This window comes from Aeromonas taiwanensis (assembly GCF_000820165.1).
Classification (GTDB): domain Bacteria; phylum Pseudomonadota; class Gammaproteobacteria; order Enterobacterales; family Aeromonadaceae; genus Aeromonas; species Aeromonas taiwanensis.
In genome coordinates this window covers 35600-56592 of the sequence record NZ_CDDD01000054.1, presented here as the reverse complement: position 1 = coordinate 56592, position 20993 = coordinate 35600, and the positions used below count along the sequence as shown (strand labels likewise).

The window sequence follows — 20993 nt, the reverse complement described above, 5'->3', positions numbered from 1 at the left end:
CGCTATCGCATGACCCAGAGTAACTGCTGGGATAACGCCCCGGTGGAGCGGTTGTTCAGAAGCCTGAAGTCAGAGTGGCTCCCGGCAACGGGATACATGAGCCTGCGGGAAGCAAAGCGGGATATCAGTTATTACCTAATGGATTACTACAACTGGCGGCGTCCACATCAACACAATGACGGGATGCCGCCAGCAAAAGCCGAGGATCGGCCTAACCAAGTGTCCGGATTTAGTTGACCACTACAAAGCCTGCGCCCCCATGGATTGAATCGCCCCTACTTTCCCTGAAACTATGCTCCAAAATAAGTTGCCTTAATGGCGCCCCGACTAGACTGTTACTCCATTACAGCGGGTCAACAGCAAGTTCCAACGCTTCCATGAAGTCCAACAACTTGGTGTCGTCAGTTGTCGCTGCCATCTGCTGAACTTGGCCACGAAGTTTGTCCATTGCGGCAGAAAACCTTGGGTTGGCACTTTCCGCGAGGGTTCTCTCCGAGGATTTGCTCAGTAGCTCAACACAAAGATGCCGTCCCTGGGGAGTCAAGCCAACGTAGACGCTGATTGATGCACCATTCGTCTCCAAATGAAAATATCTGACATGGGAGTCATAATCATGGAGGCGAGCATGAAAAAAACCGTTGCAGCTCTTTTCATTGATGTACCGCCTACGATTTTGTGGCCAAGTTGACCAATTGGCTTTGCTCTTGACAAGATTACAGTCGAAGCATGCTACTGCAAGATTACGGTATGTAAAGGTGTACTGCCCGTAGGTGTTCTTGGGCAGGATATGCTCAATGGGCCGCGCATAAGCAATCCCAACAAGGCGACGTCGACAGTAACAACAGCGTTCAGCTTGCAGAGCAGCAAGGTGGGATCGAAGTGCTGATATGATCTTCATACCTGAACCATCTTTTTGGCCCTCCACCGTAAATGTAGCAGCACGTATGGCAGACCAGGGGTTGGCTCTGCTTGATGCAAGTTTTCGCCATTCACGATAGAAAGCTCTAGCCTCGACCGAGGTCAATACGTTCTTCCCGAAATCTTTCTCTGCGGTCACTAGTTGATTCACGATCTGGCCTCCTCAGACTTATCGGAGCTAGTCAGTTCCTCTATCGCGAGAGTAGCTCTTCGAATGAGATCAAGGTGCCGCGCAGGTACCTCGGAGCCAAGCGCAGGGACAGCTCTAGTAACCTTCTCCTCCATCTGTTGCAATTCATCAAAGACGCTCTGCAACATTTCAGTTTGCTCCGTGTTGGCAAACTCGATAGCCCGCGAAACCAACTCAGCACAGCGTTCGTGAACCTCTCGGTTGTTGCCTGTGTAGGTATCGAACCCCTGAAAAAGCACTCGTTCGACACTACTTGCAGCTTGCTCCCCAATTACTTCTAGCACACCACCATCAGCCATAAATCGGTATGTGTCGTCCCCACGCGAGGTAGAAATTAGAATCGGTGAGTGCGTAGCGATAACCATCTGGCAATTGAAGTCTCGGCTGATAGTCTGAAAAACCGATGGCAGTGCTCGCTGCCAAGCGACATGCAAGCTAGTTTCGGGCTCATCGATCAGGAAGACAACACCGGGCCGGGCGTATTCAACAAGCCTTGCCGTCAGAAGCAGTAGCTGCTGTTCGCCGGTACTAAGATGATCAAAGGGAACTATCGAATTCTCATGGTTTTTTCGAAAGCCGAGCTTCCACCCATTCATGTTACTTGGAGCCTCATCGACACCAAGTTCACGCACAGACTCCAGGACATCGGAGGTAGCGGACTCCGGCAATAGATAATGTTGACCCGCAAAAGACAGTTGTTCGAGAACTCTGCTGACCGCTGCGATCTTGTCGCGGTCGGCATGGATAGCAACCATCAACTCGGCTAACTTACGTCCAAGCCTTCGCGGCTGTGTGGACATATTACTAGTGCGCGATCCTAGGTAAACGTAGTCGGCTGTTGCCCCCATTTTGGCCTCGAATCTGTCACTGGTTGCAGAAGCGATAGCACGCACAGGCCGCCCAGACGTCACATATGCCTTAGCAAGCTGACGTAAGAGCATGCTTTTTCCCGCCCCGTTGTTTCCGATGACGTAAACGCAGCAGGGTCGCTCTCGTTCCTCCAACAGCTTGTAAACAGGGGAACCATCCAACAGGTCGCTCGCGACCATAGGATCACGCTCGGAAATCCACTGAGATGGATCGAGCACCGCGTTCTGGTTGTCCAGAATTTCTTCTAACTGCACATAGCGAAAAAACCCAGGCACCTCGGGTAACTTCGCCCCGTACATCTTCCGAGCCCGATTTAATAGCGCATCACCCAGATGAGCCTCATAAGGCAGCCGACTCAATGTATCGCCCTTCATTACGTCCATGAATGGGGCACAAAGAAATCTCGCCAAGCGATCCAGAGGTTCGTCTCGTAATCCGTCTACCGCGCGACCATTCATCAGCAGAACCGATTTAATAGTACTAGGCCACTCCTTCGCCATTATCAGCATTGAAAGATCTTTAGGACCGGACACTCGAGCAGGAATCCCTACTACACCCAGAACACACCTACGCTGTAGCAGGTCACGCCGAATCTCGGCCAACCGATCTTTAGCTCGTAAATCAGCGGAGGGAAGGACTACGATCGTGATACGTTGACTATATCTGTGGCCAAGGAACCATTGAGCAAACTCAAGACCTCTGAGCTCTAAGGGGAGAGCCTCATCCGCCAACTTAGAGCGAGAGCGAGTCGGCCAAGCAAATTTGTAGGCTGCTCCTACGCCGTTCCAAGCATTGTCTGCCCCCTGTTTTTCAACTTGAAATCGCACACCATGAGCATGAAGGCGAAGACAGACCTCGAAAAGATAGGGCTGCAGCTCAGCCGGTAATATGTAATCGCCAACAGCATCAACGTCTTTTAGCCGAACCCCTAGCTCACCGGTTGTCAGCGTGTTCAGGTCAAAGACTGCCCGACCACTAACTGACCAGCCATGTGCAAAATCGGCGACGAAGCTTTCGACTTTCCGAGCCCACTTGTTTGAAGATTCCTTAGCGCCCAAGCTTTTGACAAGAAAATCTAATCGATGCAAGTTTGCCGTAGAGTTACCGCTATGGCTGACAAGATAACGTAGCTTATCCAGCACATATTGTGACTGACGTGTCCATTCAAGCTCTGTTACATCAGAGACCTTGAGTCCTAACCAGTCGTTGGCACGGCGCTTGGCATCCATCAAGCCATGAATCGTCTCTGTATCGGCCCATGACCAAGGAAAGTACATGTGTTTTGAGTTCTGCTCAGTGAATAGCAGAAATATGGCAAGCTTGAGACCCCCCTCAGGCATCTGATTAGGCCCTTCTTTCCAGATATCTAAAATCTGCTTCTCAAAGCGAGCGGCATCGATATCGCGTTCGTCTATGTTTTCCATTATCCCAGCAAACTCCCGTAACTCAGACCTAATAAAACTGGTCCTTTCCTGAAAACTACAGCCTCACGATTTACATGTTCACTCAATTAGCGTGTTTCCAGAATCCGATATGGCTTAATCGATAACGATATTGTGTGGCTTTTAGCTTGAGATCACCTTTAACCTGCAACAAACCGACTTTGAAGAGGCACTCGATCGATTTTGTCGAATCACAACAGAAACTTTTACAGTGGTGATTCCCTCTAGTCTCGAAATAAGCGGCTAGTTCGAGCGCGGCACCCTGACCGATGCCGTTCAAGAACAGGCGGCCAACTGGTTAGCAGCTCAGCTCTGGGTGCTCTCCCACCAGCTCGCCCAGCTAAACGATACCTGATACGGCCCATGGGAGGAGCAGTCCACCAACGTGTTATCAGAGCCCCCATCAAAGAAGAAACAACCATGAACAATGACAAAAATCCACTTTCCCAACGAGGTTGCAAGGCTGCAAATCGAGCAAGGATGCTCGCTGCTGGCAGCCTGGCGCAACTACCGGGGCCTGAGTCAGACTGATTTGGCTGAGCGGGTGGGTATTTCGGTGAATGAGCTGGTGACCATGGAGCAACCGGACTACCAGCGCCCCTACCAGCAACTCGCACTGCTGGCAAATGCTCACAACATTCAGCGCGAATATCTGACCGATTAGCTGAGCCAGCTGGCCATGATCTACCGCGCCTGTAACTAGCTTGAGTTTTTACTTGCGGGGGTTTGCGTGGGGGCTAAAAGGTTACCATGACAAAAAATAAAAATAATATTCATATAAATCAAATGCATAAACAATGCTGCTGAGTTCTCCATCGAAGAGCTCAACTGATCCTGCGTGATGCAGGCAGGCCGCATCTCACGGCGGCCCCTTGTACTCTTAGTCCCGGACAGTCCTAGACCTGGCAGGCAGCCGGTTCAGGCACCTCCAGCAGCAGGCACTCCTCTTCGCTGTCACCCAGTCTGACCCGCTTGCACTGACTCAGCCCCAGTTTGGCCAGTAGCCGGACCGAGCGTTCATTGCCCGGAGTGACGATGGCAACGACCCGGTTTACCCCCAGCCTCTCACGACCATCCTGCAGCGCAGCCCGCGCCGCCTCAATGGCGTAGCCCTGTCCGCGCCAGGCCGGCAGGAAGGCGTAGCCGATGTCTTCACAGGGCAGGGTATCGCGCCGGATCAGGCCGCAGATACCGAGGCTGGCGCCATCTTCCCGCCGCACCACCAGGTAGAGGCCGTGGCCGTGACGGGCATAGCTCACCATAGGTCCCTGCTGAATGTACTCTTCCGCATCCCCCTGCGTGCGCAGACCCCGATCGCCGATGTAGCGGTGGAAGTCGCCGTCGTTGAGCAGCTCGAGAATGAAGGGGGCGTCGGCAGGGGTCAGTTCGCGCAGCATCAGGCGCTCGGAGAGGATCATGGCAAGGGCTCCATTCAAAAAAACAGGCCCCAAGACTGCGCCCGCCGCCGGTCCTTGGCAAGATCCGGGCAGACATTTCTGCCCCGACGGCAGGCGTCCCCGCTATACTGCCCACCCCATGACAACCCCATGCAACAGGCAGGAGAGCCACCATGACCGGGACCCCCGAATTTTTTGACGAAGAGACACTGCTGGAGATGGTGGAAAACCAGCTCGCCGACGGCCACCCCCTGCAGGTGAAGGCCACCCTGATGCGCCTGGTGATGAAGGGCACCCCGCGGGAAGAAGCGCTGCAATACATTGCCTGCGCCCTGGGCGCCGAGCTCATGGCCATGGAGGCCGAGCAGGGCCCGTTCAACCTGACCCGCTACGGCGAGTTTCTCGACAGCTTGCCCGAGATGCCCTGGGCCGAGTAAGGCCCCTCGTTAGGCAAGGCGGGTGACCAGCCATTATCATTACTCCCACCACCAATGACGGGAGTATGGGGACATGCGCTGGCAAAATCGCCGTGAGAGCAACAATGTGGAGGACAGGCGCCAGGAGGGCGGTGGCAGCGGGGGTGGCGGCCTGCCCATCGGCGGCAAGGGGCGACTCATCCTGCTGCTGGTAGTCATGGTGGCGGGCTATTACGGCGTGGACCTCAGCCCCCTGCTCGACGATCCGGCCCCGCAGAGCCAGACCCAGCGCCAGAACCCGTCACAGGCATCAAGCGATCCTCTCGCCCGCTTTACCTCGGTGATGCTCGCCTCCACCGAGGATGCCTGGGACAAGCAGTTCCAGCAGAACGGCAAGCGCTACCAGCCCCCCAGACTGGTGCTCTATCGCGGGGCGACCCGCACCGGCTGCGGCCAGGGCCAGTCGGTGATGGGGCCCTTCTACTGCCCGGCGGATAGCACCGTCTACATCGATCTCTCCTTCTATCAGGACATGCGCGACAAGCTGGGTGCCGACGGCGACTTCGCCCAGGGTTACGTGATCGCTCATGAGGTGGGCCACCATGTGCAGCACCTGCTCGGCATCTCCACCAAGGTGCGCCAGCAACAGCAGGGGCTGAGCCAGGTCGCCCAGAACCGGCTCTCGGTCAGGCTGGAGCTGCAGGCCGACTGTCTTGCCGGCGTCTGGGGTCACTACATGGAACAGGAGCAGGTGCTGGAGCGCGGCGATCTGGAGGAGGCCCTCAACGCCGCCCAGGCCATAGGTGACGACCGGCTGCAGCAGCAGGGTCAGGGCCGGGTCGTGCCCGACAGCTTCACCCACGGCACCTCGGCCCAGCGCCTCGCCTGGTTCAAGAAGGGCTTTGACAGCGGCAGCCCCGCCAGCTGCGACACCTTCGCCGCCCGCTGAACGCAATCAGCACGAGGGGCCGGCTCTTTCGGGAGCCGGCCCCTTCTGTTTACCGCCGGCCGGGGCTGCCTCTCAGACGGGGCCGCCCGCCAGCAGGTCGGTGAAGACAAAGCCGTCCCGCAGCACCGTCTCCCCCACTCTGACCGCAAGGGGACGGAGGAACATGGGCCCGTCGTACACCAGGGTGTGAAACTCGCCGTTCTCGCCACAAGGATCCACCCCGGCGGGCAAGGCCGAGAGGAGCGCCGGATCGAATTCATGCCCCCCCAGGGCGATGTCCAGCTTCCCCGGATCCAGGGTGCAGATCCTCGCCTTGAGCCCGGCAGCCATCATCTCCCGCGCCAGATCCGTGGTGTCGCTGCCCCAGAGCGGGAACAGCGGTGTGATCCCGGTACCCGCCAGCTGCTTCTCCCGGTAGGCCCGCACCTCCTCGAGGAAGAGATCGCCGAACGCCATGTGGTGGATGTCCCTGGCCTGCACCCCGGCAATGAAACCCGTCATGATGCGGCCGTACTCCTCGTTGCTGCAGGGCCAGGGCAGATCGATGCAGTGCAGGGGCAGCCCCACGCACTCGGCCTGCATCTCCAGCAGACGTTTGCGCACCCCGTGCATGGCAACCCGCTCGAAGGCCTCGTTGAGGGTGGTGAAGAGCCCGACCACTTCGATGGCCGGATCCTGGCGCAGGCGATGCAGGGCCCAGGCGCTGTCTTTGCCGCTGCTCCAGGAGAGCAGCACCTTGGTCTTGGTCATGATTTCTCCGACTGTCCCGCCCCGGCAAGAAGCTGAAAGACAGTGTTGCAAATTGTGCGATTTACATTACGGGATACAAAAGCATACCCTCGTGGTTGAGCGTATCCCCGCAGAGCATGGGGGAGAATAACTAAAAAAACGATGGGAAACATAAGGATATGAGTACAGTCAGCACACCTCACGACCACGGTCGCCCCCTCAATCGACAGGACTACAAGACCCTGAGCCTGGCTGCCCTCGGCGGCGCCCTCGAATTCTACGACTTCATCATCTTCGTCTTCTTCGCCGTTGTCATCGGCGAACTCTTCTTCCCGGCCGACATTCCCGAGTGGCTGCGCCAGTTCCAGACCTTCGGCATCTTCGCCGCCGGCTATCTGGCCCGCCCCCTGGGGGGCATCATCATGGCCCACTTCGGCGATCTCATTGGCCGCAAGCGCATGTTCACCCTGAGCATCATCATGATGGCGCTGCCAACCCTGCTGATCGGCCTGCTGCCCACCTATGCCGCCCTCGGCATCGCCGCGCCTCTGCTGCTGCTGCTGCTGCGGATCCTGCAAGGGGCTGCCATCGGCGGCGAAGTGCCGGGTGCCTGGGTCTTCGTGGCCGAGCACGTACCCGCCAAGCGGGTTGGCGTCGCCTGCGGCACCCTCACGGCGGGACTGACCGCCGGCATCATGCTCGGCTCCCTGGTCGCCACTGCCATCAACCGCAGCATGAGCCCGAGCGATGTGAGCGAGTGGGGCTGGCGCCTGGCCTTCGTTCTCGGCGGGGTATTCGGCATCGTCGCCATGTACCTGCGCCGCTGGCTGCACGAGACCCCGGTCTTCGCCGAGATGCAGGCCAACAAGTCCCTGGCCGAGGAGCTGCCGCTCAAGACGGTGCTGCGCGAGCACAAGGGCAGCGTCGTCGTCTCCATGCTGCTGACCTGGCTGCTCTCCGCCGGCATCGTGGTGGTGATCCTGATGACCCCCACCTACCTGCAGAAGGTACACGGCATCAGCCCTGCGGATGCCCTGACCGCCAACTCCCTGGCCATCGTCGCGCTCACCCTGGGCTGCATCGTCTACGGCCGCCTGATAGACAGCCTCGGCAGCGGCCCGACCTTCATCCTGGGCTCCCTGCTGCTGGCCGGCTCCGCCTACGCCTTCTATCACGGTCTGGCGGCCGGTACGGAGCAGCTTGTTCCCCTCTACATGCTGGCGGGATTTGCGGTGGGGATCGTCGGCGCCGTGCCCTACGTCATGGTCAACGCCTTCCCGGCAGTGGTGCGCTTCTCCGGGCTTTCGTTCTCCTACAACGTGGCCTACGCCATCTTCGGCGGCCTGACGCCCATGCTGGTGACCCTGTGGATGAAGAGCGACGTGCTGGCCCCTTCCCACTACGTGGTCAGCCTGGCCGGCCTCGGCTTCGTGCTCGGCTGCTGGCTCTGGCTGCGTCAGCGCGGCCAACGCCAGGTCACGCCCCAGGCAGCCTGATCGGCCTGTGCCGGCGACGCCTGATGACATGAGATGAACAGGGGCCCCGACTGTCGGGGCCCGCTCGTTCCGGCTATATTCAGCCGGGCTCCTGTAGAGTTGCCACCCCCTGGGTCGGACCCGTCATCCGCCCCCCTGTTTTTGCCAACCCCCCCCGAGGTGCAAGATGTTCTTCCAGGTCGTATTTCTCGCCTTGCTGGCCCTGCTGCCCATGGTCAATCCCCCCACCACGGCCACCCTGTTGCTGGGCCTGAGCAAGGGGATGTCCCGCGAGCACATTCGCCGCCAGATCAATCTGGCCGCCCTCTATCTGTTTGCCACCCTGTGCGTCAGCTTCTTCATCGGATCCTCCATTCTGGATCTGTTCGGGATCTCCATCCCCGGGCTGCGCCTCGCCGGTGGCCTCATCATCACCTTCATCGGTTTTCGCATGTTGTTCCCGGCGCCGAGTCAGGCCACCGAGAATGACATCAACCAGAGCATCGCCTTCGTCCCCCTCACCATGCCCAGCATGTGCGGGCCGGGCACCATGGCCCTGGTGATCAGCGGCGCCGCCCAGATCGCCGAGTTGCCGGCAGACTACAATCGTTTCGTCATCTACTCCGGCATGGTCACCGCCTTCGCCCTGATGAGCCTGCTCAGCTGGGGCGTGCTGAAACTGGCGGATCCGGTGTGCAAGATCCTCGGCGCCACCGGGATTGACGCCATGACCCGCATCATGGGCTTCCTGTTGGTGTGCATGGGCATGCAGTTCTGCATCAACGGCGTCAAGGAGGTGGCCCAGGATCCCGTGTTCCACGGTCCTGCCGCAGTCCAGGTCGAGCACCCCATGCCAGTAGCGGACAAGGAGACCTTGCCACAGGCACCGAGCACCGCCCCCTGACAGGTGAGCGGGCCTCGAACGCGTTGCGATGTTTTTTTGTACAGCTGGCATTCAGCCGGAAGGGGCTAGAATGGATCCGGAACATCAACCCTCAGGAGAGATACCATGGAAGATACGCTGACCGAGATTGGAAGCTACAGCCTGTTTCACGAGTATCTGAACGTGGTCGGTGTCGATGGCCCCTCCCCCGCCCAAGGTACGCAGGGGTGGGAATACAAGGAGGCCGACCGCCTGGTGGCACTGATCAAGCGCGATGCCAAGGGCCACACCCGCTACTACATCGATGCCCGCGCCATCTCGGTCAATTGACACCGATTATCCTGCAAGCCCCGGCCTACTGACCGGGGCTTTTTGTTGTCTGTGACCCCTGAATAGCAAAACCCCGGCAAGGGCCGGGGTCTGAATGCGTCGGGTTACCCCTTTGCGCGGCTAACCCAACCTACGAAGTGCCGCCCACGGTGAGCTGATCCAGCTTGAGGGTGGGCTGGCCGACACCGACCGGCACGCTCTGCCCCTCCTTGCCGCAGACCCCGACCCCGCGATCCAGCGCCAGATCGTTGCCCACCATGGAAACCTGACTCATGGCCTCGGGGCCGTTGCCGATGAGCGTGGCACCCTTGATGGGGGCGGTGATCCTGCCATCCTCGATGAGGTAGGCCTCGGAGGCGGAGAAGACGAACTTGCCGGAGGTGATGTCTACCTGGCCGCCACCGAAGTTGGGGGCATAGATGCCGCGCTTGACCGAGGCGATGATCTCCTGGGGATCCGACTCCCCGGCCAGCATATAGGTGTTGGTCATGCGCGGCATCGGCAGGGCGGCGTAGGATTCGCGCCGGCCGTTGCCGGTGAGCGGCACGCCCATCAGGCGGGCGTTCTGCTTGTCCTGCAGATAACCCTTGAGGATGCCGTTCTCGATCAGCACGTTGTAACCCCCCGGCGTCCCCTCGTCGTCGATGGAGACGGAGCCGCGACGGCCCACCAGGGTGCCGTCATCGACGATGGTGCAGTGTTTTGAGGCCACCTGTTCGCCGATGCGACCGGCAAAGGCGGAGGAGCCCTTGCGGTTGAAGTCCCCCTCCAGGCCGTGGCCCACCGCCTCATGCAGCAGCACGCCGGGCCAGCCGGCACCGAGCACCACCGGCATGGTGCCGGCCGGGGCGTCGATGGCCTCCAGATTCACCAGGGCCTGGCGCACGGCCTCGCGCACATAGCCGAAGGCGCGGCTCTCCAGCCCGTCCAGTTCGAGGAAGTAGTCGTAGCCGAAACGACCACCACCGCCGGCGCTGCCGCGTTCCCGGCGATCCCCCTTCTCGGCGATCACGGTCACCGAGAGGCGCACCAGGGGACGCACATCGGCGGCGAGTGTGCCGTCGGTGGCGGCCACCAGGATCTCTTCATAGACGCCGCTGATGGAGGCCATCACCTGATTGATGGCGGGATCCAGGCTGCGGGCGAACTTGTCCATCTGCTCGAGCAGGGCGATCTTCTGCTGCTTGTCAAGGGTCTGCAGGGGATCCATGGCCGGATAGAGCAGGTTCGCCTCAGTGCGGGCCCAGGCCTTCACCTTGCCCTGGGCGCCGGCGGCCGCGATACCGCGGGCGGCGGTCACCGACTGCTGCAGCGCCAGCAGGCTCAGCTCGTCCGAGTAGGCGAAACCGGTCTTCTCGCCGCTGACGGCGCGCACCCCGACCCCCTGATCGATGTTGTAGCTGCCGTCCTTGACGATGCCATCTTCCAGCATCCAGGACTCGTGCCAGCTGCGCTGGAAATAGAGGTCGCCGAACTCCACCTGATGGCTCATCAGGCTGCCGAGCAGCTGTTGCAGGCGCCCTTCGTCGAGATCATTCGGGGCCAACAGGGAGGCACTAACCTGGCTCAATAGACTCAAATCTTTCTCTCCAATCTCGATGTGAGATGTCGTAACGGTGAAATCCCGACCCTGGGTTCGATTCGCGAACCGTCAGCGGACGTCAAATACACTATAGGATTCGCGAACATCCGATTGCGCCGCCATGGGGCGAATCGAACCTGCGTATATTCACAACGGCCTGGCGTGTTGCAGCACCGGCAAACGGCTGCGCTTCAGTTCTTCACCACACCATCAGAGCAAACGGGCGTATTGCAGCACCGGCAAACGGCTGCGCTTCAGTTCTTCACCACACCATCAGAGCAAACGGGCGTGCTCCATCACGGGCATGGTGCGCTTCAGCTCGGACACCAGCTGCTCGTCCATCTGTGCCAGCACTGTGCCACACCCGCTGTCCCGGCAGGCCAGCACCCGGCCCCAGGGATCGATCACCATGCTGTGGCCCCAGGTCTGGCGCCCCGTCTCGTGGGTGCCCCCCTGATTGGCGGCCACCACATAGCACTGGTTCTCGATGGCACGGGCCCGCAGCAGCGGCTCCCAGTGCGCCTCGCCGGTCACGGCGGTAAAGGCGGCGGGCACCAGCAACACGCGGGCACCGGCCCGGGCCAGCTGGCGATAAAGCTCGGGGAAGCGCAGATCATAACAGATCGAGAGGCCGAGGGGACCAAAGGGGGAGTCCAGCACCACGGGGGACGCCCCCGGACTGAAGGTCTCCGATTCCCGGTAACGGCCATGATTGTCCGCCACGTCCACGTCGAACAGGTGGATCTTGTGATAGTGGCCCCTGAGCTCCCCGGCCGGGTCGAACACCAGGGAGCTGGTGTGGATATGATCGGACCCGGGGATGGTGGTGGGCATGGCCCCGGCCACCAGCCAGATGCCGTGCTCGCGGGCCCACTCGGCCAGCTGGGCCTGGATGGGGCCGTCACCGATCGCCTCGGCCCCGTCCAGGTAGCCCTGACGCTCGCCAAACAGGGCGAAGTTCTCCGGCAGCAGGGCCAGCAGCGGCCGCCCGGCCGGCAACGCGGCCAGCTGGGCGGCGATCTCTTCCCGGTTATCCTGCCACTGACGGCCCGATACCAGCTGTATTGCGGCTAACCACATGACTCGCTCCTTGTCGTGTTCTCGGCCGGGAGGCTGACTGCCCCGGGCCCTCATGGTGCACTATGGCCCTTTACCCCGCGGGGTGAAAGTCTGCCCGTCTCAACGCTGACCTGGCCCGTCGTGCTTGGGGCTGAGCAGGAAGGGGGTCACCTCATGCGCCGGTAGGCTGGGAGCCACCGCATCGACCGCCTCCTTCTGCTCCTGGTTGAGCTTGATGCGAGCCCGGTTGCGCCCCGCCTCGATCAGTTTGGGATCATCCAGCGGGCCGGAGACCCGAAAATCGATGCGGGTCACCACGTCCACCACGGGCTCGAGCAGTTTGGAGAGCGCCAGCACATAGAGCCCGGTGATCGGGGTCAGGGAGAAGGCCGCCACCACCGGCAGGGTGCCCCCCAGATTCGGCGAGAAGCTCAGTTCGTAGTCGAGGTGCCAGCGCACCAGGTCGGCGATCCCCTCCCCGCGCAGGTTGCCCGCCGCCCCCTTCATGTAGAAGTCGTTGTTCTCCACCACCCCCTGCCTGACCTTGGCCGAGGCGGACATGGACTCGAAGTAGAAGCCCTTGTCGAACACGTCGCGAAAATCGAGGCGCAGCTTGCGCAGCAATGAGTCGAGGCTGAGCAGGGAGAGCAGTCGTGCCCCCTTGTCGTTGACCTCCCGCAGGGTCCCCCCCTCCAGCTGATAGTCGGCACTGCCGGCCAGGCTCGGCAGGTTCAGGCGGTAGGGGGTGTCACGCCAGGCCAGATCCAGCGCCAGCTTGCCCGGCGCATCGCCGATGGGCGAGGTAAAGCCAAGGCGCTTGAGCAGCATCTCGCTGTTCGGGGTCGCGAGGTGAACCCGGGCACGGGTCTGCATCTGGCCGCTGCGCGCCAGCCACTCGGCGCTGCCGGTCAGGGTGCTGCCGGCCAGGCGCATCTCCAGCCCCTTGAGATCGAGCCGGTTGGCGCCGGGGACCAGCTCCCCCTTCAGCTCGCCCAGAGGGAGTTTGCCGAAGCGGCAGTCCACGCAGCTGAAGGTGAGCCAGGGGATGGCATCCATGATGGCCTTGTCCTGTCGCTCATCGGGATCCGGGCTGAGATCGGCCCCCTTGCCTGACCAGTAGATGCGGGCGAACCTGGCGTCGACGGGCTGACGGGGTGCCACCGGCAGGCGAATCACCCCCATGACGTCCGGGCTGTCGATCACGACCTCGGTCGCCTGGTTCACCGGCCCCACGGTAAAGTGCAACGCCTTGAGGTTGGCGCTGCCGATGTCGGCACGGGCCAGCTGGCCATCCACCCACCACTCCTGGGGCAGGAAGGCGGGACCGACCACCGCCGCCCCCGTCTCCTCGCCCTTGCCGGGCAGCCAGCGTGCGAGCCGGGCCAGCCAGCCCGCCACGTCCGCCTGCTGCTGGTTGATGGTGAGCAGCATGGGCCTGTCCTGGATCACCCGCGCCCCGGGTTGACCGACGTTGACCCGCACCCGGCTCAGGTAAGCCGCCCCTTCGCCATAGACCAGGCGGCTCTGCATGTCGACGTCCGTCCCCAGCACGGCCCGGATATCGGCGCTGCCGTCCCTGCCCCGCGCCGTCACCCTGAGGGGGAGGCGATCCCCCGGGGCCTTGGTCAGCGGCACCGGCAGATCCAGCCCCATGCCCTGCAGGTCGGAGTTCAGGGCGAGCTGGAAGCTGAAGACCTGATTCTCCGGCAGGGTCAGCCCCAGGGTTCCCGCCCAGTTGCTGCGCCCCTGGAGCATCGCCAGGGCGGGGATGTCCTGACGTTGGCGACTGCTGTCCCAGCTGCCCTTGAACTTGAGGTCGGCCTGATAGGCATGGGGCAGCCGCTTGCCCTGGTAGTCCAGGGTCAGCGGCTGGTTCCACAGGCTGGCCTTGAGGTTGTGGATGCGCGTCTGCTCGTTGTCATACTCGAGCCGCCCCTCCACCTTCTCCAGAGGCAGATCCAGTGAGGCGATCCTCACCTTGTTGTCGTGGAAGCTGGCGTCTCCGCTGGCCTTGACCTCGCCCTCTCCATCCAGGGGAATATCCAGCTTGACCGTGCCCTTCATGGGGCCGTGGATCTCCACCTCCCGCAGCGCCTGCCCGACCGAATCGCCGAGGGGGGAATCCTGCAGATAGTCGCTGATGGCCTGCCCCTCCCCCTGGACCCTGGCATCCACGTAGAGGTGGGCACCGGGGGAGAGATCCGGGATCCAGGCGTGGACGAAGTCGGAGCTCGCCTTGCCGAGCCGGGTCGCGCTGCTGCGCATGTCCAGCCCCGCATTCTGGAACAGGAGGTCGATCTGCAGGTCGGTCAGCGGCTGCCAGCCGGGGAAGAATTCATAGGTGGCCTGCTCCAGGGGCACCGCCACCTGGAAGACCCCCTCTCCGTGTGCGTAGGGGAAGTCTTTGAACTCCCCGTACCAGAGCAAGTCTGCCCCCTTCGCCTTGCCCCCCTTGATGGCCCCGCTCAAGTAATCCACCAGATCGTCGCTCATCACGGCCAAGGGGTAGTAGCGATCCGCATGGGCCGCATTCTTGACGTCGATGCGGCCAGTCAGGGCGAGGAAGGGGTGTTCGAACAACTCGAGGCGAAAGCGGCTGGCGAGGCGCAGATCGGGGTTGTCCAGGGCGATGTCCTGGCCATAGAGCACCCAGCCTTCCGGCACCTGCCACCAGTCGAGCCGAGCGCTCAGGCTGTCGACCGGGATGGGCTCCTTGAAGTGACGGGCGGGGTCGACCTTCCCCTTGCCCAGAGTGAGGCGGGCGCTGCCACCCGTCGGGGTCAGCCAGAAGTCGCCATCCAGTTTCTGCAGGCCGGGCACGTCATGCCAGGCCTGGGTCTCGAACCCCTTCAGCTGCCCGCTCAGGGACAGATCCTGCCAGTCGCCGTCGGCCTGCAGCACCAGCTCCTGCAGCTGGCCCCTGGGCCGGGTGCGCTTGAGGGTCTCGGTCAATTCGGGGTAGAGGCCGGACACCAGCTGGCTCAGGTTGGCGACCTGGTCGAGATCGATGGCAGGCACATAACCCTGGATGCGGGAGCCCACCCGTTCGAGCTGCAGCCGGCTGCGCAGCCAGGTGGCACCGTCGAGCTTGAAGGTGACGTCGTGGCTCGCGAGCTGCCACTCCTCACCGTCGCGGCGCAGCTGGATCTTGCCACCCCGCAGATCGAGTCGATGGGGCTCGCCTTTGGTTTCATCCTTCCAGATCAGATGGTTGTTGCCAAACGCCAGCAGGGAGTCTCCCAGCCTGCCGTCCGCAAAGTCGCTCCAGAGCTGGAAATCGAGCTGGCCGCTCACCGCTGGCTCGCCGGCGTGGATCCTGGCCAGCATGGGGCTGATGTCGAGCTCGCTGGCCCCCAGGTAGAGCTGACCCCTGAGGCGGTCGAGGCGCGCCTCGGGGGCATCCACGTCGATGATGAGATCCAGGGTGCTCTCGCCAATCCCGTTGATGAGGTAGGCCTTGCCGACCCCCTGATGACGCTTGCCGCGATTCTGCCAGCGCAGCTGGGCGATGCTGAGGGCACGCACCTCGCCGAGCGCCGTGGTGAGGCTGAGGCGGCTGTCGTGAATGTCGAAGGTGGAGAGCTGGGTCAGCAGGAAGCGCAGCAGGGCCTCCTGCTGGTTCGCGCCCTTGTCGTTGGCCGGGGTGGCCGGCTGGGTCAGATCCAGCGCGATGTCGCCGTCGCTCAGGAGCAGCTGGCCGAACACCGGCTTCCAGTCGTGGAGGGAGCGCCAGAAGTCGAGGTGGGCCCACACCTTGCCAAGGCGCAGGGAGAAGCGGCCCGAATCGGGGGCGATGACGAGCCCTTCCAGCTCGATGGCCGGGCCGCGCTGGGTCCAGTCCAGCCCGACGTGCCCGACGCTCACCTCCAGCTGGCTCTCCCCGAGCAGGGTCGCGATCACGGCCTGGCGGTGCTGGTTGAGCATGGGGCCGCCCAGTCGCACCACGCTGACCAGAATGGCCAGCAGTACGAAGAGGACTCCGAGGGCCAACCAGCCCCGACTCAGCCAGCGATAGATCAATTACATCATCACCACATCGAATTGTTCCTGCCCACAGAGCGGCTCGGACACCACCCTGACCTGCTTGCCGATGAAGACTTCCAGCTCGGCAAGGCTGTGAGACTCCTCGCCCCGCAGGTAGTCGGCCACGGAAGGGGCCGCATAGACGGTGAACTGATCCGCGTCGTAGGCGCGGTTGACCCGGATGATCTCCCGCAGGATCTCGAAGCAGACCGACTCCACCGTCTTGACCCGGCCGCGCCCCTTGCACTCGGGGCACTCGGCGCACAGCACGTGCTCCAGGCTCTCGCGGGTACGCTTGCGGGTCATCTCCACCAGGCCGAGCTGGGAGAAGCCGTTGACGTTAGTCTTGGCCCTGTCCTTCGCGAGCGCCAGCTCCAGGCTGTGCAAGACCCGGCGGCGGTGATCCTCGGACTGCATGTCGATGAAGTCGATGATGATGATGCCACCGAGGTTGCGCAGTCGCAGGTGGCGGGCGATGGCGGCGGTCGCCTCGATGTTGGTATTGAAGATGGTCTCTTCCAGATTGCGGTGGCCCACGAAGGCGCCGGTGTTGATGTCCACCGTGGTCATGGCTTCGGTCTGGTCGATGATGAGGTAGCCGCCGGATTTCAGCTCAACCTTGCGCTCCAGCGCGCGCTGGATCTCGTTCTCCACGTCGTAGAGATCGAAGATGGGGGACTCCCCCAGGTAATACTCCAGCTTGCCGGCGAGCTCGGGCACGTACTCCTCGGTGAAGCGTTTGAGCTGGTCGAAGCTCTGACGCGAGTCCACCCGGATCTTGTCGAGCTCGGCACCGACGAAGTCGCGCACCACCCGAAATGCCAGGCTGGGATCCTCGTAGAGGATCTTGCACGGCGGGTACTTCTGCTTGCGCTCCAGGATCTTGCGCCACAGGCGCTTCAGGAAGGCGGCGTCCTGCTCCAGCTCCTGCTCCCCCACCCCTTCGGCAGCGGTGCGGATGATGTAGCCGCCGAGCTCGTCCACGTAGCCGGCCACGGTGCGCTTGAGACGCTCACGCTCCGCCTCGGATTCGATGCGCTGGGAGACACCCACGTGGGCGCTGCCCGGCATGAACACCAGGTAGCGGGAAGGCAGGGTGATGTCGGTGGTGAGGCGGGCCCCCTTGGTACCGAGGGGATCTTTCACCACCTGCACCATGATGTCCTGACCCTGGCGCACCAGCTCGGCGATGTTGCCGGCCTGGAACTGCTCCTTCTCCTTGATCGCCACGCACTCGGTGTGGGGCACTATGTCGGAGGCGTGCAGGAAGGCCGCCTTGTCCATGCCGATATCCACGAAGGCCGCCTGCATACCGGGCAGCACCCGGCTGATCTTGCCCTTGTAGATGTTGCCCACGATGCCGCGCTTGGCCTGACGCTCCACGTGCACTTCCTGCAGCAGACCGTTCTCGACCAGGGCGACCCGGGTTTCGGAGGGGGTGACGTTCACCAGCAGTTCTACCGACATAAGTTACCTTGCCTGTTCCAGTGTTGAATTCAATGAAGCCAATCCGGCACAACTCGCGCAAGGAAAACGCAGCAGAGCCCAGCTGACGGGAAGTTACTTGAGCTGTTCCAGATGCTGTTTGATCAGCAGGTCCGTCTCCAGCAGGGGCAGGCCGACCACGGCGCTGTAGCTCCCCTCGATGCGGCTGACGAACTTGCCGGCAATGCCCTGGATGGCGTAGGCGCCGGCCTTGTCACAGGGCTCACCGGTGCGCCAGTAGGCCTCGATCTCCGCCTCGTCCAGCTTGCGAAACGCCACGTTGGTGGTGACCAGCCGCACGTCGCAGCGCTCCGGGGTGGCCAGGGCCACCGCCGTCATCACCTGATGTACCCGCCCGGAGAGTGCCTCCAGCATGTCCTTGGCGTCCAGCAGATCGGAGGGCTTCTCCAGCACCCGGTCCCCCAGCACCACTATGGTATCGGCCCCCAGCACGGGCAGCGCCGTGGGAGCCGCGGCCACGCCGGCCATCGCCTTGTCCCGGGCCAGCCGGCAGACGTAGTCCTGTGGCTTCTCGTCCGCTTCCCGCTGCTCGGGGACATCCAGCCTGAGCACCTCGAAGCGGTAGCCCAGCTGGGTCAGGAGTTCGTGCCGGCGGGGCGAGCCCGAGGCGAGATACAGTTGCAGTTCGTTGTGCTTGTTCATATTCACTCAATGAGACGAGGAGCAGTCACAATCCGTTGTTTTTGCTCAGATTCATTTGATATTGAAGCGACGCCGCACCTTGCGCAAGACCATAAAAATCCAGGGCCATATTAACATCGTTGTCAACGTCGACCAAAAGTAGGCGAAATTGAGGCTGGCCCGGCTGAACAGGTGTTCGGCCCAGAACACGGTGATCTTCCCCACCAGGGAGAGCAGGCCGATGATCAGCGCCTGCTGCCAGAGGGAGAAGTTGCGGATCTTCTGGAACTGGAAGGCCGCCAGGTAGGTGGTGATGGCCATGGCCATGGCCCGCACCCCGAGGGTGCTGCCGAGCAGCACGTCCAGCAGCAGGCCCGCCACCCAGGCGGTACCGACGTTGGTGCGGTGCGGCAGCGCCAGCGCCCAGTAGATGAGCACCATGGCGAGCCAGTCCGGCCGGAAGGGCTCGAATTGAAAGGGAAGCGGCAGGATGGAGAGGCACAGGGCCAGCAGGATCGAGCACCAGATCCAGATCCTGCCGCTGGCGGGTTGCAGCATCAGTGCGTCGCCCCCGCCGCCGAGGTAGCCGTCACCGCCGAGGCGTTCGCCGCGGGCTCCTCATCCTTGTCGTGCACGTCCGGTTTCTTGTCGGTCCACAGCAGCAGCAGGTAGCGCAGTCTGTCCAGCGCCACCAGGGGCTTGGCCTCGATCTGTGCGAAGGGTTTGCCCTCCACGTAGTCGGAACGGGTCACGGTGGCCACCGGATAGCCTTCCGGGAAGCGGCCACCCAGGCCCGAGGTGACCAGCAGGTCGCCGACCTGGACGTCGGTGTTGCGCGGCAGGTTGCGCAGCTCCAGCTTGTCGAGCTCGCCGCTGCCGGAGGCAATGGCGCGCAAGTCGTTGCGCAGCACCCGCACCGGGATGCCGTGGCTGGAGTCGGTGATGAGCAGGACGCGGCTGGTGGTGGATCCCACGTGCAGCACCTGGCCGACCACCCCCTGATCGTTGATCACCGGCTGGCCGTTGTAGACGCCGTCCAGCGCCCCCTTGTTGATCAGCACCTGGTGGCTGAAGGGATCGGAATCCACCGACAGCAGCTCGGCCACCATCTTGCGGGACTCCTTGTGCACGGGGGAACCGAGCAGCTCCCGCAGGCGCTGGTTCTCGTGCTCCAGCTGATCCATCTTCAGCAGGCGCGAGCGCAGGGTGAACAGTTGCTGTTCCTGCTGCTTGGTCTGCTCGATGAGATCGGCACGGGTCTGCACCTGGGTCGACATTGTGTCGAGCAGGGTACCGGGGGTGTTGGCGATGTACTGCAGCGGGCTCACCAGGGAGCTCAGGTAAACGCGGACGTGGCTGAACACACCGAAGCGGGAATCCGCGACGATGGCAGCGACGGAGATGATGACGGCGAGAAACAACCGTAACTGAAGCGAAGGGCCTCTACCAAAGATGGGTTTCATGAGTCGTCAAAAAAGAGCCGGCGCTCGGCCGGCTTTGGGTCTTATTCGTAGTGGAACAGATCGCCACCGTGCATATCGATCAGCTCCAGCGCCTTGCCACCACCTCGGGCGACACAGGTGAGGGGATCTTCAGCCACGACGACCGGGATGCCGGTCTCTTCCATCAGCAGACGGTCGATGTCCTTGAGCAGGGCACCACCACCGGTCAGCACCATGCCGCGCTCGGAGATGTCGGACGCCAGCTCGGGCGGGGACTGCTCCAGGGCCACCATGACGGCGGAAACAATGCCGGACAGCGGCTCTTGCAGGGCTTCCAGGATCTCGTTGGAGTTCAGGGTGAAGCTGCGCGGCACCCCTTCGGCCAGGTTGCGACCACGGACTTCGATCTCGCGCACCTCTTCGCCCGGGTAGGCGGAGCCGATCTCGTGCTTGATGCGCTCGGCGGTGGCTTCCCCGATCAGGCTGCCGTAGTTGCGGCGCACGTAGCTGATGATGGCTTCGTCGAACTTGTCGCCACCGATACGGACGGACTGGGAGTAGACCACGCCGTTCAGGGAGATGATCGCCACTTCGGTGGTACCACCACCGATGTCCACCACCATGGAACCGGTCGCTTCGGAAACCGGCAGCCCGGCACCGATGGCGGCAGCCATGGGCTCATCGATCAGGTAGACCTCGCGGGCACCGGCGCCCAGGGCGGATTCCTTGATGGCGCGACGTTCCACCTGGGTGGAGCCGCACGGTACGCACACCAGCACGCGCGGGCTGGGGCGGAAATAGTTGTTGTCGTGAACCTGCTTGATGAAGTGCTGCAGCATCTTCTCGGTCACGTAGAAGTCGGCGATCACGCCGTCTTTCATCGGACGAATGGCGGAGATGTTACCAGGGGTACGACCCAGCATCTGCTTGGCGGCATGACCGACAGCAGCGACCGATTTGGCGTTCCCGCGCTCTTGGCGAATGGCGACAACTGAGGGTTCGTTAAGGACGATCCCTTGATCTTTTACATAGATCAGGGTGTTGGCAGTTCCCAAGTCGATCGACAGATCGTTGGAAAAGACGCCTCTGAGCTTTTTGAACATGGCTACGGGAAATCCTAAGAATTTTGAGGTGCAGAAAACCGGCTAACTTTACCAATGC

The 20993-nt window shown here is 62.1% G+C and carries 19 protein-coding genes; 7 read left to right on the top strand and 12 right to left on the bottom strand.

Going from position 1 to position 20993, the window contains the following annotated elements; translation table 11 throughout:
• Positions 1-237 (top strand): integrase core domain-containing protein (locus BN1136_RS19855; protein WP_156135301.1); only part of this gene is annotated, 237 nt, incomplete at its 5' end.
• A 106-nt stretch (positions 238-343) separates the two neighbouring features.
• On the opposite strand, the gene BN1136_RS20200 is transcribed toward BN1136_RS19855, so the two are convergent.
• On the bottom strand, positions 344-1069 hold the full coding sequence (locus BN1136_RS20200; RefSeq protein WP_152552586.1) for an HNH endonuclease: 726 nt from the start codon (positions 1067-1069) through the stop codon (positions 344-346).
• Positions 1066-3402 carry an AAA family ATPase gene (locus tag BN1136_RS19850; protein ID WP_081843568.1) on the bottom strand — a complete coding sequence of 779 codons (2337 nt, stop codon included), beginning with the start codon at positions 3400-3402 and terminating at the stop codon, positions 1066-1068. Before BN1136_RS19850 ends, BN1136_RS20200 begins: the two co-directional genes overlap by 4 nt.
• A 445-nt stretch (positions 3403-3847) precedes the next feature.
• On the opposite strand from BN1136_RS19850, the gene BN1136_RS09220 reads away from it, so the two are divergent.
• On the top strand, positions 3848-4084 hold the full coding sequence (locus BN1136_RS09220) for a helix-turn-helix domain-containing protein (protein ID WP_052365650.1): 237 nt from the start codon (positions 3848-3850) through the stop codon (positions 4082-4084).
• Positions 4085-4316: 232 nt separating this feature from the next.
• Here the strand turns inward: BN1136_RS09220 and BN1136_RS09215 are convergent, their stop codons facing one another.
• Positions 4317-4838, bottom strand: coding sequence for a GNAT family N-acetyltransferase (locus BN1136_RS09215; protein WP_043756926.1), 522 nt, complete (start codon positions 4836-4838; stop codon positions 4317-4319).
• Between the two features lie 152 nt (positions 4839-4990).
• On the opposite strand from BN1136_RS09215, the gene BN1136_RS09210 reads away from it, so the two are divergent.
• Both BN1136_RS09210 and ypfJ read left to right on the top strand, forming a co-directional pair.
• The gene (locus BN1136_RS09210; protein ID WP_043756922.1) at positions 4991-5254 is read left to right on the top strand and encodes a hypothetical protein; all 264 of its coding nucleotides are present in this window, start codon (positions 4991-4993) and stop codon (positions 5252-5254) included.
• Between the two features lie 73 nt (positions 5255-5327).
• Entirely contained in the window at positions 5328-6182 is an 855-nt protein-coding gene (gene ypfJ / locus BN1136_RS09205; RefSeq protein ID WP_043756920.1) for a KPN_02809 family neutral zinc metallopeptidase, read from the top strand.
• A 72-nt stretch (positions 6183-6254) separates the two neighbouring features.
• Here ypfJ and BN1136_RS09200 read toward each other — a convergent pair whose 3' ends face one another.
• Positions 6255-6932 carry a Dph6-related ATP pyrophosphatase gene (locus BN1136_RS09200; protein WP_043756919.1) on the bottom strand — a complete coding sequence of 226 codons (678 nt, stop codon included), beginning with the start codon at positions 6930-6932 and terminating at the stop codon, positions 6255-6257.
• A 158-nt stretch (positions 6933-7090) separates the two neighbouring features.
• Between BN1136_RS09200 and BN1136_RS09195 the strand changes: the two genes are divergently transcribed.
• The 3 genes from BN1136_RS09195 to BN1136_RS09185 all read left to right on the top strand — a co-directional run bounded on the left by BN1136_RS09195 (position 7091) and on the right by BN1136_RS09185 (position 9599).
• A complete protein-coding gene (locus BN1136_RS09195; RefSeq protein WP_043756917.1) occupies positions 7091-8407 on the top strand; it encodes an MFS transporter in 1317 nt (438 codons plus the stop codon).
• Between the two features lie 166 nt (positions 8408-8573).
• A complete protein-coding gene (locus tag BN1136_RS09190; RefSeq protein WP_043756915.1) occupies positions 8574-9290 on the top strand; it encodes a MarC family NAAT transporter in 717 nt (238 codons plus the stop codon).
• A 105-nt stretch (positions 9291-9395) separates the two neighbouring features.
• On the top strand, positions 9396-9599 hold the full coding sequence (locus BN1136_RS09185) for a hypothetical protein (protein ID WP_043808404.1): 204 nt from the start codon (positions 9396-9398) through the stop codon (positions 9597-9599).
• A gap of 130 nt (positions 9600-9729) precedes the next feature.
• On the opposite strand, the gene tldD is transcribed toward BN1136_RS09185, so the two are convergent.
• From tldD to BN1136_RS09145, 8 genes are all read right to left on the bottom strand, one after another.
• Complete coding sequence (gene tldD, locus BN1136_RS09180) at positions 9730-11178, bottom strand: metalloprotease TldD (RefSeq protein WP_043756913.1); 1449 nt, start codon at positions 11176-11178, stop codon at positions 9730-9732.
• 276 nt (positions 11179-11454) lie between these two features.
• A complete protein-coding gene (locus BN1136_RS09175; protein ID WP_043756911.1) occupies positions 11455-12261 on the bottom strand; it encodes a carbon-nitrogen hydrolase family protein in 807 nt (268 codons plus the stop codon).
• 99 nt (positions 12262-12360) lie between these two features.
• The gene (locus tag BN1136_RS09170; protein ID WP_043808403.1) at positions 12361-16260 is read right to left on the bottom strand and encodes a YhdP family protein; all 3900 of its coding nucleotides are present in this window, start codon (positions 16258-16260) and stop codon (positions 12361-12363) included.
• Positions 16261-17730: a ribonuclease G gene (gene rng, locus BN1136_RS09165; RefSeq protein ID WP_043756908.1), complete on the bottom strand. Its 1470-nt coding sequence runs from the start codon at positions 17728-17730 to the stop codon at positions 16261-16263.
• A 93-nt stretch (positions 17731-17823) separates the two neighbouring features.
• Positions 17824-18411, bottom strand: a complete 588-nt coding sequence (locus tag BN1136_RS09160; RefSeq protein ID WP_043756905.1) for a Maf family protein — start codon at positions 18409-18411, stop codon at positions 17824-17826.
• Between the two features lie 51 nt (positions 18412-18462).
• The gene (gene mreD / locus BN1136_RS09155) at positions 18463-18948 is read right to left on the bottom strand and encodes a rod shape-determining protein MreD (RefSeq protein ID WP_010672635.1); all 486 of its coding nucleotides are present in this window, start codon (positions 18946-18948) and stop codon (positions 18463-18465) included.
• Entirely contained in the window at positions 18948-19853 is a 906-nt protein-coding gene (mreC, locus tag BN1136_RS09150) for a rod shape-determining protein MreC (RefSeq protein ID WP_043756901.1), read from the bottom strand. The genes mreD and mreC overlap by 1 nt, the downstream gene beginning before the upstream one ends.
• Before the next feature lie 41 nt (positions 19854-19894).
• Positions 19895-20935, bottom strand: coding sequence for a rod shape-determining protein (locus BN1136_RS09145; RefSeq protein WP_005308111.1), 1041 nt, complete (start codon positions 20933-20935; stop codon positions 19895-19897).
• Positions 20936-20993: the final 58 nt, after the last annotated feature.

Bases quoted from the DNA above. Each gene is read 5' to 3' on its own strand.
- mreC (WP_043756901.1), bottom strand. From the start codon at position 19,853: ATGAAACCCATCTTTGGTAGAGGCCCTTCGCTTCAGTTACGGTTGTTT.
- BN1136_RS09220 (WP_052365650.1), top strand. From the start codon at position 3,848: ATGACAAAAATCCACTTTCCCAACGAGGTTGCAAGGCTGCAAATCGAG.
- rng (WP_043756908.1), bottom strand. From the start codon at position 17,730: ATGTCGGTAGAACTGCTGGTGAACGTCACCCCCTCCGAAACCCGGGTC.
- BN1136_RS09200 (WP_043756919.1), bottom strand. From the start codon at position 6,932: ATGACCAAGACCAAGGTGCTGCTCTCCTGGAGCAGCGGCAAAGACAGC.
- ypfJ (WP_043756920.1), top strand. From the start codon at position 5,328: ATGCGCTGGCAAAATCGCCGTGAGAGCAACAATGTGGAGGACAGGCGC.
- BN1136_RS09175 (WP_043756911.1), bottom strand. From the start codon at position 12,261: ATGTGGTTAGCCGCAATACAGCTGGTATCGGGCCGTCAGTGGCAGGAT.
- BN1136_RS09215 (WP_043756926.1), bottom strand. From the start codon at position 4,838: ATGATCCTCTCCGAGCGCCTGATGCTGCGCGAACTGACCCCTGCCGAC.
- BN1136_RS09190 (WP_043756915.1), top strand. From the start codon at position 8,574: ATGTTCTTCCAGGTCGTATTTCTCGCCTTGCTGGCCCTGCTGCCCATG.
- BN1136_RS19850 (WP_081843568.1), bottom strand. From the start codon at position 3,402: ATGGAAAACATAGACGAACGCGATATCGATGCCGCTCGCTTTGAGAAG.
- BN1136_RS09195 (WP_043756917.1), top strand. From the start codon at position 7,091: ATGAGTACAGTCAGCACACCTCACGACCACGGTCGCCCCCTCAATCGA.
- BN1136_RS09185 (WP_043808404.1), top strand. From the start codon at position 9,396: ATGGAAGATACGCTGACCGAGATTGGAAGCTACAGCCTGTTTCACGAG.
- BN1136_RS09210 (WP_043756922.1), top strand. From the start codon at position 4,991: ATGACCGGGACCCCCGAATTTTTTGACGAAGAGACACTGCTGGAGATG.
- mreD (WP_010672635.1), bottom strand. From the start codon at position 18,948: ATGCTGCAACCCGCCAGCGGCAGGATCTGGATCTGGTGCTCGATCCTG.
- BN1136_RS09145 (WP_005308111.1), bottom strand. From the start codon at position 20,935: ATGTTCAAAAAGCTCAGAGGCGTCTTTTCCAACGATCTGTCGATCGAC.
- BN1136_RS09160 (WP_043756905.1), bottom strand. From the start codon at position 18,411: ATGAACAAGCACAACGAACTGCAACTGTATCTCGCCTCGGGCTCGCCC.